Annotated in this window: 18 protein-coding genes; 10 read left to right on the forward strand and 8 right to left on the reverse strand. The window is 34.4% G+C overall.

Annotation, left to right across the window (positions count from 1 at the left end):
- Positions 1 to 37: 37 nt before the first annotated feature.
- Positions 38 to 3,565 (reverse strand): leucine--tRNA ligase, encoded by a 3,528-nt coding sequence (locus tag EV196_RS01150; protein WP_132214045.1) that lies wholly within the window; start codon positions 3,563 to 3,565, stop codon positions 38 to 40.
- Positions 3,566 to 3,801: 236 nt separating this feature from the next.
- On the opposite strand from EV196_RS01150, the gene EV196_RS01155 reads away from it, so the two are divergent.
- The 3 genes from EV196_RS01155 to EV196_RS01165 all read left to right on the forward strand — a co-directional run bounded on the left by EV196_RS01155 (position 3,802) and on the right by EV196_RS01165 (position 6,055).
- Positions 3,802 to 4,719, forward strand: coding sequence for a DMT family transporter (locus EV196_RS01155; RefSeq protein WP_132214047.1), 918 nt, complete (start codon positions 3,802 to 3,804; stop codon positions 4,717 to 4,719).
- Positions 4,720 to 4,825: 106 nt separating this feature from the next.
- Positions 4,826 to 5,704 (forward strand): cell division protein FtsX, encoded by an 879-nt coding sequence (locus EV196_RS01160; protein WP_132214049.1) that lies wholly within the window; start codon positions 4,826 to 4,828, stop codon positions 5,702 to 5,704.
- 96 nt (positions 5,705 to 5,800) lie between these two features.
- A complete protein-coding gene (locus EV196_RS01165) occupies positions 5,801 to 6,055 on the forward strand; it encodes a DUF3098 domain-containing protein (RefSeq protein WP_132214051.1) in 255 nt (84 codons plus the stop codon).
- Positions 6,056 to 6,094: 39 nt separating this feature from the next.
- Here the strand turns inward: EV196_RS01165 and EV196_RS01170 are convergent, their stop codons facing one another.
- Entirely contained in the window at positions 6,095 to 7,219 is a 1,125-nt protein-coding gene (locus EV196_RS01170) for a glycerate kinase (protein ID WP_132214053.1), read from the reverse strand.
- 121 nt (positions 7,220 to 7,340) lie between these two features.
- On the opposite strand from EV196_RS01170, the gene EV196_RS01175 reads away from it, so the two are divergent.
- Genes EV196_RS01175 through EV196_RS01190 form a run of 4 tightly spaced genes read left to right on the forward strand, consistent with a single transcriptional unit; the run spans position 7,341 to position 10,229 of the window.
- Entirely contained in the window at positions 7,341 to 8,153 is an 813-nt protein-coding gene (locus EV196_RS01175; RefSeq protein WP_132214055.1) for an undecaprenyl-diphosphate phosphatase, read from the forward strand.
- Complete coding sequence (gene truB / locus EV196_RS01180; protein WP_132214057.1) at positions 8,153 to 8,872, forward strand: tRNA pseudouridine(55) synthase TruB; 720 nt, start codon at positions 8,153 to 8,155, stop codon at positions 8,870 to 8,872. The genes EV196_RS01175 and truB overlap by 1 nt, the downstream gene beginning before the upstream one ends.
- A 34-nt stretch (positions 8,873 to 8,906) precedes the next feature.
- On the forward strand, positions 8,907 to 9,452 hold the full coding sequence (locus EV196_RS01185) for a hypothetical protein (RefSeq protein WP_132214059.1): 546 nt from the start codon (positions 8,907 to 8,909) through the stop codon (positions 9,450 to 9,452).
- Between the two features lie 54 nt (positions 9,453 to 9,506).
- Positions 9,507 to 10,229, forward strand: coding sequence for a hypothetical protein (locus EV196_RS01190; protein ID WP_243652150.1), 723 nt, complete (start codon positions 9,507 to 9,509; stop codon positions 10,227 to 10,229).
- On the opposite strand, the gene EV196_RS01195 is transcribed toward EV196_RS01190, so the two are convergent.
- On the reverse strand, positions 10,213 to 10,830 hold the full coding sequence (locus EV196_RS01195; protein ID WP_132214061.1) for a thioredoxin family protein: 618 nt from the start codon (positions 10,828 to 10,830) through the stop codon (positions 10,213 to 10,215). The two genes, EV196_RS01190 and EV196_RS01195, sit on opposite strands and share 17 nt — an antisense overlap.
- Before the next feature lie 102 nt (positions 10,831 to 10,932).
- On the opposite strand from EV196_RS01195, the gene EV196_RS01200 reads away from it, so the two are divergent.
- Complete coding sequence (locus tag EV196_RS01200; RefSeq protein ID WP_132214063.1) at positions 10,933 to 11,499, forward strand: DNA-3-methyladenine glycosylase I; 567 nt, start codon at positions 10,933 to 10,935, stop codon at positions 11,497 to 11,499.
- 27 nt (positions 11,500 to 11,526) lie between these two features.
- On the opposite strand, the gene EV196_RS01205 is transcribed toward EV196_RS01200, so the two are convergent.
- The 4 genes from EV196_RS01205 to EV196_RS01220 all read right to left on the reverse strand — a co-directional run bounded on the left by EV196_RS01205 (position 11,527) and on the right by EV196_RS01220 (position 14,398).
- Positions 11,527 to 12,282 (reverse strand): DUF5995 family protein, encoded by a 756-nt coding sequence (locus EV196_RS01205; RefSeq protein WP_132214065.1) that lies wholly within the window; start codon positions 12,280 to 12,282, stop codon positions 11,527 to 11,529.
- 23 nt (positions 12,283 to 12,305) lie between these two features.
- A complete protein-coding gene (aat, locus tag EV196_RS01210; protein WP_132214067.1) occupies positions 12,306 to 12,938 on the reverse strand; it encodes a leucyl/phenylalanyl-tRNA--protein transferase in 633 nt (210 codons plus the stop codon).
- A gap of 160 nt (positions 12,939 to 13,098) precedes the next feature.
- Positions 13,099 to 13,476 carry a DUF3127 domain-containing protein gene (locus EV196_RS01215; protein WP_132214069.1) on the reverse strand — a complete coding sequence of 126 codons (378 nt, stop codon included), beginning with the start codon at positions 13,474 to 13,476 and terminating at the stop codon, positions 13,099 to 13,101.
- Between the two features lie 52 nt (positions 13,477 to 13,528).
- Entirely contained in the window at positions 13,529 to 14,398 is an 870-nt protein-coding gene (locus tag EV196_RS01220) for a flavin reductase family protein (RefSeq protein ID WP_132214071.1), read from the reverse strand.
- 120 nt (positions 14,399 to 14,518) lie between these two features.
- On the opposite strand from EV196_RS01220, the gene EV196_RS01225 reads away from it, so the two are divergent.
- Positions 14,519 to 15,667, forward strand: a complete 1,149-nt coding sequence (locus EV196_RS01225; RefSeq protein ID WP_132214073.1) for a sensor histidine kinase — start codon at positions 14,519 to 14,521, stop codon at positions 15,665 to 15,667.
- 10 nt (positions 15,668 to 15,677) lie between these two features.
- A complete protein-coding gene (locus EV196_RS01230; RefSeq protein ID WP_132214075.1) occupies positions 15,678 to 16,028 on the forward strand; it encodes a hypothetical protein in 351 nt (116 codons plus the stop codon).
- Here EV196_RS01230 and EV196_RS01235 read toward each other — a convergent pair.
- Positions 16,023 to 16,412 (reverse strand): HIT family protein, encoded by a 390-nt coding sequence (locus tag EV196_RS01235; protein ID WP_132214077.1) that lies wholly within the window; start codon positions 16,410 to 16,412, stop codon positions 16,023 to 16,025. The genes EV196_RS01230 and EV196_RS01235 overlap by 6 nt on opposite strands.
- Between the last annotated feature and the right edge of the window lie 69 nt (positions 16,413 to 16,481).

Raw genomic sequence — 16,481 nt, forward strand, 5'->3', positions numbered from 1 at the left:
TAAAACTTTCACCAAAAACAGTTCCTTATAATGTTTGTTATCCTACAATATTAACAATTTTCCCAGGAACAATAATCACTTTTTTAGGAGTTCTTCCCGCCAATTGCTCTTGGGTTTTTTCGTTAGCCATCACCGCTTCTTCAATTTGTTTTGCATCAAAATCCATAGGTAATTCTAGCGTGAAACGCATTTTTCCGTTGAAAGAAATCGGGTAGTTTTTGCTGCTTTCTACTAAATGACTCGCATCAAAAATTGGGAAAGCTGCTGTTGAAATCGATTCGTTATGCCCTAATTGGCTCCATAATTCTTCAGCAATATGTGGTGCGTACGGCGATAATAAAACCAATAAAGGTTCTAAAATGTCTTTAGACGTGCATTTTTGAGCCGTCAATTCATTTACCGCAATCATAAAAGTTGATACCGAAGTATTGAATGAGAAATTCTCGATATCTTCTTGCACTTTTTTAATGGTTTTATGGAGGGTTTTTAAGGCCTCCCCTAACCCCTCCGAAGGAGGGGAAACGGCCCCACCTAACCTCCCCGAAGGGGAGGAACTCGTTACGTAAAAAGCTCCGTTTTCTCCTTGGTGATATAACTTCCATAATTTTTTCAGAAAATTGTGAACACCTGTAATACCTGCGGTATTCCAAGGTTTGTATTGTTCTAAAGGCCCTAAAAACATTTCGTATAAACGTAAACTATCGGCGCCATAATCAATACAAATTTGGTCTGGATTGACGACGTTGTATTTGGATTTGGACATTTTTTCGACTTCGCGTTTTACTTTGAATGTTCCATCATCTTCACTAATGAATTTTGCGTTAGAATAATATTCTCGCCAATTTTTGAATTGTTCAATATTTAATTCATCTGAAGAGTTTACAAAAGAAACATCAACATGCGTTGGGTTTAACTGCATTGATATTTCTCCTCCCAAACTAATTTCAGAATCAGGAAAAATTTCATTTAAAGTATTCAAGAAAAAGTCTTTAGTCTTTTTAGTTTCTTCAGCATTACCTTCCTTAATTTTTTCATATTTAGATTTTGTTATGAAAAAATACGGCATCTTAGGATCCAAAATATCAAAACCTTTGTCAGGGTTCGACATAACCATCCAAGAAAACCTATAAACAAAAGCACTAGTCCCCAAAATCATTCCTTGGTTAATCAACTTTTTAGCATATTCGTCAACAGGTACCACACCTTTATCGAACAAGAATTTTTGCCAAAAACGAGAATACAATAAATGCCCTGTGGCGTGCTCGCTTCCGCCAATGTATAAATCGACATCTTTCCAATAATCCAAAGCTTCTTTGCTCGCAAATGCTTCGGTATTACCCGGATCCATGTAACGGTTAAAATACCACGAACTTCCTGCCCACCCTGGCATAGTGTTTAACTCTAAAGCCCCACCTAACCTCCCCGAAGGGGAGGAACTCTCAAACGCTTCTTTTGATACTATCTTAGCATCATCACCATACTGCAACCAATGCCATTCTTTGGCGTTTCCTAATGGTGGTTCACCCGTTTCTGTTGGTAAATATTTTTCAACTTCAGGCAATTCTATAGGCAGAAATTTTTTATCTATCATCTGCGGCATACCAGTCTCATCATAATACACTGGGAATGGCTCGCCCCAATAACGTTGGCGACTAAAAACTGCATCGCGCAAACGGTAATTGGTTTTTCCTTCGCCTTGACCTAGTTTTTCTAGTTCTTGAATGGCTTTTTTTGTGGCTTCTTTATAATCTAAACCATTTAAAAAATCCGAATTTTTCAAAACAAAACCAGCCTTTTCAGTAAAAGCCTCAGTTTCTATAAGGTTTAAAGAGTCCTCAGTTCCCCCTTTGGGGGTTAAGGGGCTAAAAATATTTGGAATTGGGATGTTGAAATGTTTTGCAAAATCATAATCACGTTGGTCGCCACATGGCACGGACATCACCGCCCCTGTTCCGTAACCTGCCAAAACGTAATCGCCAATCCAAACCGGAATGGGTTGTTTTGTGAACGGATGCTCTGCATAGGCACCTGTAAATGCACCCGAAATGGTTTTTACATCGGCCATTCTATCGCGTTCGCTACGTTTTGCAGTTGCCAGAATGTAGGCTTCAACGTCTCCTTTTTGTGCTGGGGTTGTTATTTGTGATACTAGTTCGTGTTCTGGAGCAAGCGTCATAAATGATACACCGAAAATCGTGTCCGGACGTGTTGTGAAGACTTTGATCCCCCTAACCCCCGAAGGGGGAATTTGCTCACTCTTACGAGAATCACTCTTATGGCATTCTCTGTGTGCTAATTCATTTTGAATTTTTTCTAAAACATTTTCTATGTTTCCTAAAACTTCTTCATTTGTAAAACGAACGACTTTATAATAATCATTTTCTAAAATCTCCGTACGTTTTGCATCTTCTTCAAGCTGAGATTCATGAATTTTACCATCAACTTCTACAATTAATTTTTTAGAAAGACACACAAAATCAACAATAAAATCACCGATTAAATGCTGTTGTCTAAATTTGGAATCCAAATTTTTATTTCTAAGTTGTTCCCAAAGTGCCGCCTCTGCTAGAGTAGGTTTGGCACGCATATCTCTTGCACGTTCAAGCAACAAATGAGAATTATTCCCACCCGTCATATAACCCGCACGATTCTGCGAACCTGCTTTCTCTTCCCCTCCGGGGAAGGATAGGATGGGGAATACTACACTTGCTCCAACCGATTTTCCAATCCAGTTACGCTGACTTTCTTTTAAAGAATCGGTCCAATCTATTTTATCTAAGCCTTGAAGTAAACGTTCTGCATATGCAGAAATGCGCATACTCCATTGGGTCATTTTTTTTCGGATAACCGGATGCCCTCCACGTTCGGAAACACCATTTACTATTTCATCGTTCGCTAAAACCGTTCCTAATGCAGGACACCAGTTCACTTCAGTTTCAGCTAAATAGGTTAATCTGTATTGTAATAATATTTGTTGTTGTTTTTTGGAATCAAAAGCATTCCAATCTTCCGCAGAAAATGACATGATATCAGCATCGCAAACCGCATTTACTTTTGAATTTCCTTCCGAGGCAAACAGTTTTTCTAAAGTAGAAATGTCTTCAGCTTTATTGGAGTCGTTATTATACCACGAATTGAATAGTTGAATGAAAATCCACTGCGTCCATTTGTAATAACTGGGGTCGGACGTTCTAACTTCACGAGACCAATCGAACGAAAAACCTATTTGGTCTAATTGCCGTCTATAGGTTTTTATATTTTCAGCAGTCGTTACCGCAGGATGTTGACCTGTTTGAATGGCATATTGTTCAGCCGGCAACCCGAAAGAATCATACCCTTGTGGATGCAACACATTAAAACCTTGATGGCGTTTGTAACGCGCATAAATATCAGAAGCGATATAACCCAACGGATGCCCAACATGTAAGCCCGCACCACTGGGGTACGGAAACATATCCAATACATAAAATTTAGGTTTTTCTGATTTATTTTCAGCTTTAAACGTTTGGTTTTTTGCCCAATAGTCTTGCCACTTTTTTTCGATTTTATTGAAATCGTACGTCATCCTTTTTATTATAAATATTAACGTCATTGCGAAAGAGGCACGACTGTGGCCATCATTTAATATGAAACTATAATTAAACAGATTCCCACGCTTCGCTCGGAATGACGAATTTGAAAGCGCAAATTTAAGGTTTAAATAGAAATATAGACAGTTAATCCACAAAAAATGAATTTCTAAAACCGATTATAAAATATTAGCCTATTTTTGAGTAAGCAATTAAAAACACACTCAAATTCTTGATTAAATCCAATTACAAAGCCCATCTTGCCTTATTTAGTGCTAATTTAATTTATAGCATCAATCATTTTGTAGCCAAAGGGATTATGCCCGAAAAAATAAATGCAACACCGCTCGTTTTTTTTAGAGTTTTAGGAGCAGGAATTCTGTTTTGGTGCGTTAAATTTTTTATTAAAGAAAAGGTTGAAAAAAAAGATTTTTTCAGACTTATACTTTGTGGTTTGTTGGGAGCTTCATGCAATCAACTTACTTTTTTTCATGGTTTAAGCTTAACATCTCCCATAGACACATCGATTATTATGACTTCGGCTCCTGCCGTTGTTTTTGTATTTAGCGCCATTATTTTAAAAGAAAAAATTACCAATTATAAACTATTAGGCCTTAGTATTGGTGCCATTGGAGCTATAAGCTTAATCTGGTACGGGCAAGTTACGCATGGAAACAGTTCATTTATTGGGAATCTATTGGTTTTTCTTAATGTTTGCTTCTTTTCGTTGTATCAAGTGGTCGTAAAACCTTTAATGAACAAATATCATTTTATAACCATCATCAGTTGGGTGTTTTTATTCGGGTTACTGTTTATAATTCCATTTGGACTAAAAGATGTTATTTACAACACGAATTACGAAGCTTTTAATTTAAACACATACCTCGTTATTGGCTTTGTTATTGTATTTACCACATTTTTTACATTTCTTTTCAATATCTATGCGCTTAAACAGGTTTCTCCATCGGTTGCTGGTAGTTATACCTATACACAACCTGCCATAAGTTTTATTATTGTTATATTACTAACGTTACTATTCAACAATAAAACATACAGTGCAGACATCAATATTTTTAAAATAATTAGCTGTTTTATGGTTATTGTTGGTGTTTACTTAATTAGCAAAAAACCTAAAACTGCTATAACCTAAACATTTAAAATATTAAGTCTTGCAACAACATTTTCGATATTATTTAGTTTAATAAATTGAGATTGATTATACTTTAGTATTTTTGCAGCATTAATCCACTATTTTTATGAGTTCATCTTTTGAAAGAGATCAAAAACGCCGCCTAATTTCCTCATACTTTTCGGTGGTTTTGAGTATTGCATTGGTTTTATTTTTGTTAGGTTTATTAGGTATGTTAGTTTTAAATGCCAAAAAAGTATCCGACCACTTTAAAGAACAAGTGGTGGTTACCATATATTTAAAAGAAACCGCCAAAGAAGTTGAGATTAAACAGCTCGAAAAAAGTTTGGCCATGGCAGATTACGTAAAATCGATTGAATACGTTTCAAAAGAAAAAGCTGCCGAATTTTTAAAAGAAGAAAACGGTGAAGATTTTATGGATTTTGTGGGCTACAACCCGTTGCAAAACTCCATTGACGTACACTTGAAAGCCGATTTTGTAACTTCTGAGCACCTTGAATTGATTTCGGAAGAAGCTACTTCAAAAACATTTGTTGACGAAGTAACATACGATAACGACCTTGTAAACCTAATGAACGAAAACGTTAAAAAAATAACTTTTTGGGTGTTAGTAATCAGTGGCATCTTCACTTTAATAGCCGTTTTATTAATTAATAGCTCCATTAGGTTAGCTGTTTATTCCAAAAGATTTACCATAAAAACCATGCAAATGGTGGGCGCTACTAAGCAGTTTATTCGTCGCCCATTTGTTTGGAAAAGCGTGCGTTTAGGCATTATTGGTGCGGTTATCGCTTTAATAGGCATGGCCATTGTACTGTATTACATTAACAAAACATTTCCAGAATTAGGCTTAATGAATACCCCTATTTTGGTTGTATTACTTTTTGCCGTCATATTTGCATTAGGCATTATTATAACCTGGATAAGTACCCATATTGCCACCCAACGTTTCTTGAATTTAAAAACCGATGCTTTGTATTATTAGGCATTGGGTTTTGAAATTATAAATTACAGTTCCATTAACACTATTGTTTTAAATAAATCTGTTATTTTGCACTAAATTATTCTACAGAAGTAAATCATGGGAGAACAAAAACAAAAAGAAGCCAATAAAGCTGTTTTCATATTCGGAAAGAAAAACTATAAATTCATGTTTATAGGTTTAGCTTTCATTGCCCTAGGTTTTATTTTAATGTCTGGTGGTGGAACTGACGACCCAAATGTTTTCAACGAAGAAATATTTAGCTGGAGACGTATTCGTTTGGCGCCCATGCTAGTGCTTTTAGGTTTCGGTATTGAAATTTATGCTATCTTATTAAATCCGGTCAAAAAGTAATCGGTGTCATTCCCAGTTAGGCTGGAAATACAAAAGATTTCACAATAAACTTTTAGCAAATTCTTTGGCCATTTCTTTAACATAGTGGAGTCCATTTTGCATGGCCTCCTCCAAGTTTTTAGAATGATTTATAACAGCATCGGCGTAATTAATTCCGAATTTTTCAATATCGCTTTCCTCTAAATCTATAATGCCACAAAACGCCGCTACCTTTAATTGTTTCGCTTTCGCGGAAGTCATCACACCCTGAATAGTTTTTCCCGAAAAGGTTTGTACATCCAATTTACCTTCACCCGTAATTATCCAATCAACCTTATCAAGTTTAGAATCAAATAGAGCCAAATCTTTAACAAGCTGAATCCCTGGCTTTAAAACACCATTTAAAAATACTTTTGAAGCTATTCCCATGCCACCAGCAGCACCGCCACCTTTTATAGATTGCACATCTATTTTATAAACCGCTTCGATGATTTTTGCAAAATCCTGAAGCCCTTGGTCCAGTAATTTTACATCCGCTTCCCTAGCGCCTTTTTGCGGTGCGTAAACGTATGCTGCTCCATTTTTTCCGAACAAAGGATTGGTAACATCGCAGGCTATGTCGAAAGACACCTCATTTAATTTTCGATAAATCTCACTTACATCAATTGAAACAATTCGAGATAAATTAGCGCCAATTGGTGTTATAACTTTATTGTTTTTATCTAAAAAACGATATCCTAAGGCAGTTGCCATACCAATACCGCAATCATTAGTGGCACTTCCTCCAATGCCTAACATAATTTTTGTAGCTCCTTTTTCAATCGCATCTTTGATCATTTCTCCCGTGCCAAATGTGGTGGCGTTTTTACAGTCTAACTTCTCCGGTTTAAGTAGTTTTATACCTGAAGCTTCAGCCATTTCTATAAACGCTATTTTTGAAGTTTCCGAATATAAATAATTTGCCTTTACAGGTTGAAAAAATGGATTGTTTACTATAATATCAACACGGCTTCCTTTTAGGTAATAATTCACAACTTCTATGGTACCATCTCCTCCATCGGCCAAAGGTAATTTTACAATTTCAGCGTCTGAAATTATAGATTTAATACCTTCTTCAACGGCATTGCAAAACTCCAATGCTGTTAACGAATTTTTAAATTTATCGGGCGCAATTACAATTTTCATTGGTAAACTTAATTGATAAGAAATTAACTTTCTACTAAATTAATGATATTATGATGGTTTATTCAACTAAACTTTAATCAATACAAATCATTTTAATTTACAATTTTAATACATTTGCCAAATGAATTATATTGAAGCCATTATTTTAGCCGTCATAGAAGGCATTACAGAATACCTTCCTGTTTCATCTACTGGACACATGATTATTGCATCGTCGTTTATGAAGATAGCTTCAGACGATTTTACAAAATTATTCACCATAGTTATTCAACTTGGAGCCATTCTATCTGTGGTAATCTTATACTGGAAACGTTTTTTTCAAAGTCTAGATTTTTATTTTAAATTACTAGTTGCTTTTATCCCTGCTGTTGTTTTAGGCTTACTTTTAAATGATGTTATTGACGAGTTGTTGGAAAGCCCTGTGGTTGTAGCCATCACTTTAATTTTAGGTGGATTTATTTTATTAAAAGTAGACGATTGGTTTAAAGCTAACGAAGTTTACGACGAAGCACAACCAGAAGCTCACACCAAAATAAGTTATGCCACCGCCTTAAAAATTGGCTTTTTTCAATGCCTTGCCATGATTCCTGGAACTTCACGTAGTGGTGCCAGTATTGTTGGTGGTATGACACAAAAATTAAACAGAAAAACAGCTGCCGAATTTTCATTTTTTCTTGCTGTTCCAACCATGTTTGGTGCTACGGCAAAAAAACTATACGATTATTATAAAGCAGGTTTCGTATTGAGTAGCGATCAAATAAATTACCTCATTATTGGTAATGTTTTAGCTTTTATTGTGGCATTAATAGCTATAAAATCGTTTATTGATTATTTAAGTAAAAAAGGATTTAAAATATTTGGATACTATCGTATTATACTTGGTATGGCATTATTACTTATTCATTTTTTCATTTATGAATTAACTGTTGTTTAATGCTAACAGTTGAAGATTATCTTTCCGGTCAAGTTCTTTTAATAGATAAACCTTTGCATTGGACGTCGTTTCAAGTGGTAAACAAACTGCGTTGGGAAATACGTCAAGCCTTCAACATTAAAAAAATAAAGGTTGGTCATGCTGGCACTTTAGATCCATTGGCGACAGGATTATTAGTGCTTTGTACAGGGAAAATGACGAAACAAATTGACACGTTTCAAGCGCAAATAAAGGAATACACGGGCACTATTGTTTTAGGAAGTACCACACCTTCATTTGATTTGGAAACTGAAATTAATGAAACCTTTCCAACCGCACATATTACTTCAGAATTAATACAAGAAACCACAAAACAATTCACCGGTGAGATTCAACAGTTTCCACCTGTATTTTCAGCCATAAAAAAAGATGGAAAACGCCTTTATGAATTTGCCCGAGCTGGTGAAGCCGTAGAAATTAAACCAAGAACGGTACATATTTCAGAATTTGAAATTACAAGCATTGATACTTCGACTGCGCTCAATACAGGATCAATACAAGTTCATTTTCGAGTAGTTTGTAGTAAAGGCACTTACATACGTTCTTTGGCTAACGATTTTGGGAAGGCTTTGCAATCGGGCGCACATCTTTCAGCATTAAAACGTACAAAAATTGGTGATTTTGATGTGAAAAATGCAGAATCAATTGAATCTTTCATTAAGAATCTTCCTTCGGAATAATTATTGATATCATTTTCTTCTAACACCTAAGTATATGAAGCAAATTTACATGGTATTCTGCATCGTTTTTTCTGTCTCATCCACATCATTTTCACAAATAAAAAAAGAAAAAACACATGGTATTTTTTATAAAATTTCGCTAGCTACTACATTAACTATTAATGAAGATTATGTTGCCTTTGATGATGAAGATTCAAGTATCCTAATTGAACCAAGCGCCTTTTTTATAAACAATACTATTGGATATAAGTTGGACCAGCGTACCATGGTTGGGTTAAATTTCGAATACAATTGGCACTCGGAACAAGGCCTTCATTTTTTTCCTACTTACTTAAACCTTCAGCATAACATTTTATTTGATGATACTAGCTTATTTGTTCGTGGTGGCTACGGAACACTTTTAGGGATGGGAAAATCGTTTGAAAAAGGAAATATGTATAAATTAGGATTAGGTATTGAAGCCGTTGATGTGAACAATGCGTTTCTAATTGGGCTTGATTTCACCAGAAAACGTTTTGGTTATAAAAACCTTGAAGGCTTATCGAGTGTATCTATTTTCTTAGAATTCATGTTATTTTAAACTTTTTGCGTTAATTTGCCGTATATAGTTATGTAATTAAATAAATTAAATTACTTGCGCCTAACAAATCAACATAAATCCCTACTTCTTACCTTCCTAATTTCAGGAACGGTTGTACTGTCTGTTTTCAATTTAAGCATTAAAAACCACGACGAAGCCATTGCTGAAAGCTATTACGAGTTAGTGCCCGAAAAAGAACTTACCGAAGAAGATAAGAAAATAATGGAGGCTTTAGAAAAATTAAACAATAGCAAAGCCGAAACCAACAGTGCTTTTAACGAAACCGACAGAAGCAAACACTTTGCCCAGGCATACAAACAAATTGCACCACCAGAGGATTATGTACCACAATCGAGTGAAGAAAACGATGGTGAAGGTGATGAATCTAACAGTTTAGGTGAAAACAAACCAATAAAACCCGCTGTAAACAAAGAAGAGTTATCGTCTTACAGCAAAGTAAACGATTTATTGAAACAGCAAAAAAACACAGGTGTTAACACGAAGAGTACGGTTAGTTTTTCGCTGGTAGATAGAAATAAAGTTTTCATCCCCATACCTGTATATTTGTGCGAAGTAGATGGAAAAATAGTAATTAACATTACGGTTAATGCCAATGGCAATGTTACAGATGCCTATTTTAATAATTCATCTTCTACTAAAAACGACTGTTTGGTTCAACATGCCTTAGAGTATGCTAAAAGTTCACGTTTTAGTGCAGATGCCTCAAAAAAATCACAATTAGGATCTATTACCTTTAGCTTTATTGGCAAAAATTAGATTGTAATTCGTAAAGCATATCGGTGACATCATCAATAATATTTTGTCCTTTGTTATTGTTGTACCAATGTTGTAAATCTTCTTTAAAATCGGGTGTTAAAACTCCGTACTTTGCTTTGTAACGATTTACAAGACTTGTTGCTTCACTTGGTCTTGGTCCATATGTATTTACAACATTTCCAGTTTCGTTCTCAACCATAATTAATTTAGGTACCGAAAGGCTTCCATTGGTTAAAAATGCATCCATGAGCTCTAAATTCTCGTCCCGCAACACAATTTTTAAATCAATATAGCTGTTTAATTCCGCAATCTTATTTAAAACAGGCAATACATGCGCAGCATCACCGCACCAACTTTCTGTAATAACCAACCAAGTGACTTTGGTTTCAAATTCGTTAATTTTTTTTTGTGCTGCATCTGAGACTTTCAAGGTTTTATCCCAACGGTTCATACGCTTATCATTTAGCTTGGTGAAAGTTGCTAAATCCTCAGTTTTTTCGTTTCCTGTAGTAGAATTTTGTTCAGATAATTGCTTAACCAATGTTCTATAAGCTAGGTAAGTCATTCCGTTTTTTAAACTTTTGGATACTATTGATTTCATGCCGGTTGCTTTAAAAAGAATTGAAACAAAATTAATGGCTAGTTACTTTATATTAGATGATAATTGTCATACTTTTACTCTAAACCTTACAAATAAAGCATAATGCAAAAAAAACATAGATGTGGTTGGTGCGTTGGAGACGCTTTGTATGAAGCCTATCATGACCAAGAATGGGGCGTTCCAGTTTATGATGATGCCACCATTTTTGAATTTTTAATTTTAGAAACTTTTCAAGCAGGTTTAAGTTGGATTACCGTTTTGCGTAAACGCGAAAATTTTAGAGCCGCTTTTGATGCTTTTGATTATAAGAAAATAGCCCATTACAACCAAGATAAAATAGATGCGCTTATACAAGATGCTGGTATTATTCGCAACAAACTTAAAATTAATGCTACGGTTACCAACGCCCAATTATTCATGAAAATTCAAGAAGAATTTGGAAGTTTCAGCAACTATATTTGGAGTTTTGTTGATGGAAAACCTATAAAAAACAATGTTAAAAACTACAAAGAAGCACCGCCAACAACTGCTATTAGCGACGCTTTAAGTAAAGACTTAAAAAAGCGTGGTTTTAAATTTGTGGGTAGCACTGTTATGTATGCGCATATGCAAGCTACGGGCATGGTGAATGACCATGAGGTTGCGTGTTTTAGGTATGGGGAGGTTTGAAAGAGATGAATACTATAATTTTCTTAATCACTTTTTCTTCAAAAAATAAATATTTTTAGAAATACTGCTCGATTCAGTAAACCTGATAATTTTAAATACAAACTTCTCTAAAGCACCTTTACACAATATTTGTTCTGATAAAGCAGCTATTTTTCCGTCTCGTAATAAAATAACGTGTTCTTGGTTTATTATTTCTGTTTCCAAAACCAATTCGTTTGCAAATTTCCAAGCACCATCTCTAGCTAAACCCATGCTAAAGTTTATTACAAAATTATCGACCTTCTTCACCCGTTCTAAAACCCAAACTAAGGGACGCCACACTAAGGATAAGTCGCTCTTAATCTCATCAACCAACGACGCCAGCAACTCGTTAATCTTATTGAAATCCGACTCCAAATTATGCATTTCCAAAGGATTTGATACTTGGGTCGCGGCAATTCCTAAATCTAAATTTATGTGCGCATTCATACCAAGTATTAAATGTTGAAGCACTATTAAATTGTTGTTTTCGGCTAAATTGAAAGCAACTTCCCAAGATTTTGTATTTGTTTTACCTTCTTTATAATTTGAATATGCCAATAAAAATCGGTTTGCAAAAATGACGTCCAATTGTTCCATGCGTACATCGTCATCAAAATAATTTTGATACAATTTATCCTTTACTGCGATGGTTACTTTTTGATATAAAGCAGCAAAATACCCTAAAGTGCTTTCTTCTTTTATTGATGTTTGGATGATGTCTTCCAAAAACATTATAACTTCGTCAATTGTTTTTGCCTCCATAATTTAAAATTGATTACGCTGCATTAAGGTACATTTAAATATTCAATAAAAGTATGTCTAGGAATTTCCTCGGCACCCAAACTTTCCAAATGATTGGTATAAACTTGGCAATCTATAAGCTTATAGTCTGTATTTTGAATAAATGTAATGAATGCTATTTTACTGGCATTACTTACTTTGGCAAACATACTTTCTCCACAAAATACGCCGTTACCTAAATCTACCCCATAAAAACCACCAACCAATTCGTTATTTTCCCAAACCTCAACAGAGGTTGCAAAGCCTAAATTATGAAGGTTTACATAAGCCTCAATCATTTTATTTGTTATCCAAGTATCTGCTTGACCCTCTCGCTTTATTTTAGAACATTCGGTAATAACTCCTTTAAAATCTTTGTTTTTGGTTACCACATAATCCTTATTTCTTAATACCTGTTTCATGCTTTTTGAAATTTTCAACTTTTTTGGAAATAGTACAAAACGCGGATTTGGTGACCACCATAAAATAGGGTCACCTTCATTATACCAAGGAAAAATACCCTGTTTATATGCGTAAATTAAACGCTCGACAGATAAATCGCCACCAATTGCCAATAAACCATCTGAAGTAGCTTCGTTTACGTTTGGGAATTTTATGTTTTGAGTTAGGAATTGCATTTAAAAATATTAATTATGCTTATAAGAAATGATAAATAGATTACTTCAGTCATGCTTCCTTCGCAAGACGTAAAAGTAAAAAACCTCAACGTTAAGTTAAACATTGAGGTTGGTTTATATAAAACCCTTCAACTACGCTCAGGGTGACAAAACGTTTTAATTAAAACGGTAAATCGTCGTGATCGTCTTCGTTTAAATCGCCTGCAGGTTCAAAAGCATCTGCTGGTGCTACTGGCGGCACATTCCCACCGGCACTTGCTGCTTGTAATGCTTCAATTCTCCAACCTTGAATAGAATTGAAATACTTCGTTTCTCCTTGTGGGTTTACCCATTCTCTACCGCGTAAATTAATGCTTATTTTTACTTGTTGCCCTTCCTTGTAGCTATTAAGTAAATCACATTTATCTTGTACAAATTCCACCATAATGTGTTGTGGGTATTGCTCTTCAGTAGTTACTACAACTTCTCTTTTTCTAAACCCATTACCTCCAAAAGTTTGAGTTTCTCCTACCATTTTAATTCTTCCTTGAACTTCCATTTAATCTATTTTTATACTTATTATTTACTTACTTCTCTTTAATATCTTTAAATTAAGATAACAATATTTTCCAAGCACTCTCCACGTCACCAAAACTTAAATAATTGCGTGCCAGTTTATGTTTTTGCCGGTGTGTCGCTATTTTTATATTAGGATAGCGTTCACTTAAATCCTTAATAAAAGCGCTAACATCGGCTTCTTTAGGCAAATTTTCAACATTGCCTAACATGCCCAAATCGTTTCCTGTTAATACCATGCTATTTTTAATAGCTTCTGGAAAATTATCAACCCCAATACCTAACGCGGCTAATGGTTTTGGTATCTCAAAAAAACCTTTTTTCGCTCGTGTATAATAATTACCACCTGCTCTGGCTACCAAATCTAATTTTTTCTGGTTTATAGAACCGTCTTCATCAAGAACATCTTCGTCTATATGAAATTTTACTACTTCACAAATAATCAAACTTCCTGCACCACCTTCTGTTCCCAGCTCAATAATATCGTTCACTTTACACTCCATTTGTATAGGTGATTCCGCAACACGAAATGGTTTCACAATATCAGACTTCAACATAGTGAAACCTGCTTTTTCAAACTCATTAACCCCTTCGGGATATTCGGTGCTACTTAACGATGTTTGATAAACCATATCAAAACTCACCACATTTATAACAACCTCTTTTGTTGCCATAACGTTCTTAAGCGTGTGTTTAACCGTATTATCTTTTACACGACGTGATGGTGAAAAAACTAATATGGGCGGATTCGAACTAAACACATTAAAAAAACTAAATGGCGATACATTAGCACGTCCATCTGCATTAACAGTACTAGCAAAAGCGATAGGCCTTGGTGCTACAGTGCTTAACAAATAGCCATGTAATTCACTGGTTGATAAGCTTTTTGGATCTATTGAAAGCATTAAGCATTTTTAATTTCAACAAAAGTAACTAAACTAAAGTACAACAAAAAACCATTTTACTAACAACTTGAACAATAATATTAACAGATTTGCATTATATTACCAGTTATAAATTTTAGAATGATTTTTACAAAATACAGCAACACCTTACGTTGGGTCATCATCATAGCATCGTTTGCTATTGTTTCACTTATTTTATGGAAAACTTATGAGTTTTTCCAGCATTTTAAAGAAGAAGAGCGTACTAAGATGGAAAATTGGTCGTTTGCACAAACCGATTTAATAAATTCTGAAACCAACGCCAATTTAGATTTAACGCTTAAAATACTTAGCAGTAACAAAACCACCCCTATGCTTGTTATTAACGAAGATGGTAGTTTGAGTAGTTACAACAATATAAATGAGGAAAAAATTTCCGACTCTTTATACCTAAAAAAATTAATACTAAGGTTTAAAGAAGAAAACAGACCCATTCCTGTTAAATTAGATGATAGTATTGTTGGCACTATTTATTATGGAAATTCCGAATTATTAAACAAACTAAAATACTATCCGCTTGCTTTATTACTCATCGTTTTCTTATTTGGCGCGGTTATTTTCTTCTTTTACCGAAGCAATAAAAACGCCACCCAAAACAAGTTATGGTCTGGAATGGCGAAAGAAACAGCACACCAAATTGGTACGCCTTTATCTTCCTTAATTGGTTGGGCTGAAATTTTAAAATCTGAAAATACAAATCCAGAATATATTGTTGAAATTGAAAAAGATATTGATAGGCTACAAACCATCACAGAACGTTTTAGTAAAATAGGATCTATCCCTACTTTAGAAGTAGCGGACATTGTTAAAGAAACTATCGATTCCTATGATTATTTAAAAGCACGCTCTTCAAACCTAATAGAATTTGATATTATTATTCCCGACGAAAAAATTTTAGTAAATTTAAACAAACAACTATACAGTTGGTGTATTGAAAATTTAGTAAAAAACGCTATTGATGCCATGAAGGGTCGCGGAAAACTTTCGGTAGAAATTTCTCAATTAGAAAACACCATTATGGTTATGGTAACCGATACAGGTAAAGGGATTTATAAAAAAGATTTTAATAAAATATTCGAACCTGGATTTACAACTAAAAAGCGTGGTTGGGGATTGGGCTTATCGCTTACCAAACGTATTATAGAAGATTTTCATGATGGTAAAATAAAAGTTTTACAGTCTGAAAAAAATAAAGGCACCACCTTTCAAATTACACTTAAACGTGCATAAACTATAAATTATGACCGAACATTTTGTATTTATAAAAAAAGTAGATTTGAATAATAATTGCCCCATTTGCTATAACAACGATGGGTTAGAATTAACCTGTAGCCAAAAAATTGTAGAAACCAATTTTTATAAAAAAGTTACTTCTGAAATAAAATACGATATGGCATGTGGTAACTGCAAAAGCACTATTTATCCTGTAAATTGGACAGATGATATTGAACGTGTTTTTGAATATCACAAAAAAGCTTTTAAGCTGTTAAAGCCTTCTACGCACTTAAAAAGAGCCACTTGGTTAGCTATTCTTTCGGGCGTAATATTAGCTATTTGTATGGTGGCTGTTTTGGTTTATAGCCAATTATAGTTGCGCTTTAATGCTATTTGCTACTTCTTGAAATTCCTCTGGAGTTAGTTTAGTTTTTTGAATAAAACGCGCATCATCCATAGAATGTAAAGGAATTAAATGCACATGGGCATGTGGCACTTCCAAACCAATAACCGTAACACCTACACGTTTACATGGTATGGCTTTTTCAATAGCGATGGCAATACGTCTTGAAAACTGCATTAAACCCGTATAAGAAGCTTCATCTAAATCAAAAATTTTATCAATTTCTTTTTTAGGAATACATAAAGTGTGTCCTTTCGCATTTGGGTTTACATCCAAAAAAGCAAAAAAATCGTCCGTTTCTGCAATTTTATAACAAGGAATTTCTCCGTTAACTATTTTAGTGAAAATTGAAGCCATATTGTTGAGAGTTCATGTGAATAATTGTAAATATAAAAGATTCCTAATTAAATAAATCAGGAATCTTTT

It is taken from the genome of Mariniflexile fucanivorans (genome assembly GCF_004341235.1).
Lineage (GTDB): Bacteria > Bacteroidota > Bacteroidia > Flavobacteriales > Flavobacteriaceae > Mariniflexile > Mariniflexile fucanivorans.

Excerpts from the sequence above, each read along its gene's own strand:
- EV196_RS01175 (WP_132214055.1), top strand. The coding sequence starts at position 7,341 with ATGAATTATATTGAAGCCATTATTTTAGCCGTCATAGAAGGCATTACA.
- EV196_RS01235 (WP_132214077.1), bottom strand. The coding sequence starts at position 16,412 with ATGGCTTCAATTTTCACTAAAATAGTTAACGGAGAAATTCCTTGTTAT.
- EV196_RS01220 (WP_132214071.1), bottom strand. The coding sequence starts at position 14,398 with ATGCTTTCAATAGATCCAAAAAGCTTATCAACCAGTGAATTACATGGC.
- EV196_RS01200 (WP_132214063.1), top strand. The coding sequence starts at position 10,933 with ATGCAAAAAAAACATAGATGTGGTTGGTGCGTTGGAGACGCTTTGTAT.
- EV196_RS01215 (WP_132214069.1), bottom strand. The coding sequence starts at position 13,476 with ATGGAAGTTCAAGGAAGAATTAAAATGGTAGGAGAAACTCAAACTTTT.
- EV196_RS01165 (WP_132214051.1), top strand. The coding sequence starts at position 5,801 with ATGGGAGAACAAAAACAAAAAGAAGCCAATAAAGCTGTTTTCATATTC.
- EV196_RS01170 (WP_132214053.1), bottom strand. The coding sequence starts at position 7,219 with ATGAAAATTGTAATTGCGCCCGATAAATTTAAAAATTCGTTAACAGCA.
- truB (WP_132214057.1), top strand. The coding sequence starts at position 8,153 with ATGCTAACAGTTGAAGATTATCTTTCCGGTCAAGTTCTTTTAATAGAT.
- EV196_RS01230 (WP_132214075.1), top strand. The coding sequence starts at position 15,678 with ATGACCGAACATTTTGTATTTATAAAAAAAGTAGATTTGAATAATAAT.
- EV196_RS01185 (WP_132214059.1), top strand. The coding sequence starts at position 8,907 with ATGAAGCAAATTTACATGGTATTCTGCATCGTTTTTTCTGTCTCATCC.
- EV196_RS01225 (WP_132214073.1), top strand. The coding sequence starts at position 14,519 with ATGATTTTTACAAAATACAGCAACACCTTACGTTGGGTCATCATCATA.
- EV196_RS01160 (WP_132214049.1), top strand. The coding sequence starts at position 4,826 with ATGAGTTCATCTTTTGAAAGAGATCAAAAACGCCGCCTAATTTCCTCA.
- EV196_RS01195 (WP_132214061.1), bottom strand. The coding sequence starts at position 10,830 with ATGAAATCAATAGTATCCAAAAGTTTAAAAAACGGAATGACTTACCTA.
- aat (WP_132214067.1), bottom strand. The coding sequence starts at position 12,938 with ATGCAATTCCTAACTCAAAACATAAAATTCCCAAACGTAAACGAAGCT.
- EV196_RS01205 (WP_132214065.1), bottom strand. The coding sequence starts at position 12,282 with ATGGAGGCAAAAACAATTGACGAAGTTATAATGTTTTTGGAAGACATC.
- EV196_RS01150 (WP_132214045.1), bottom strand. The coding sequence starts at position 3,565 with ATGACGTACGATTTCAATAAAATCGAAAAAAAGTGGCAAGACTATTGG.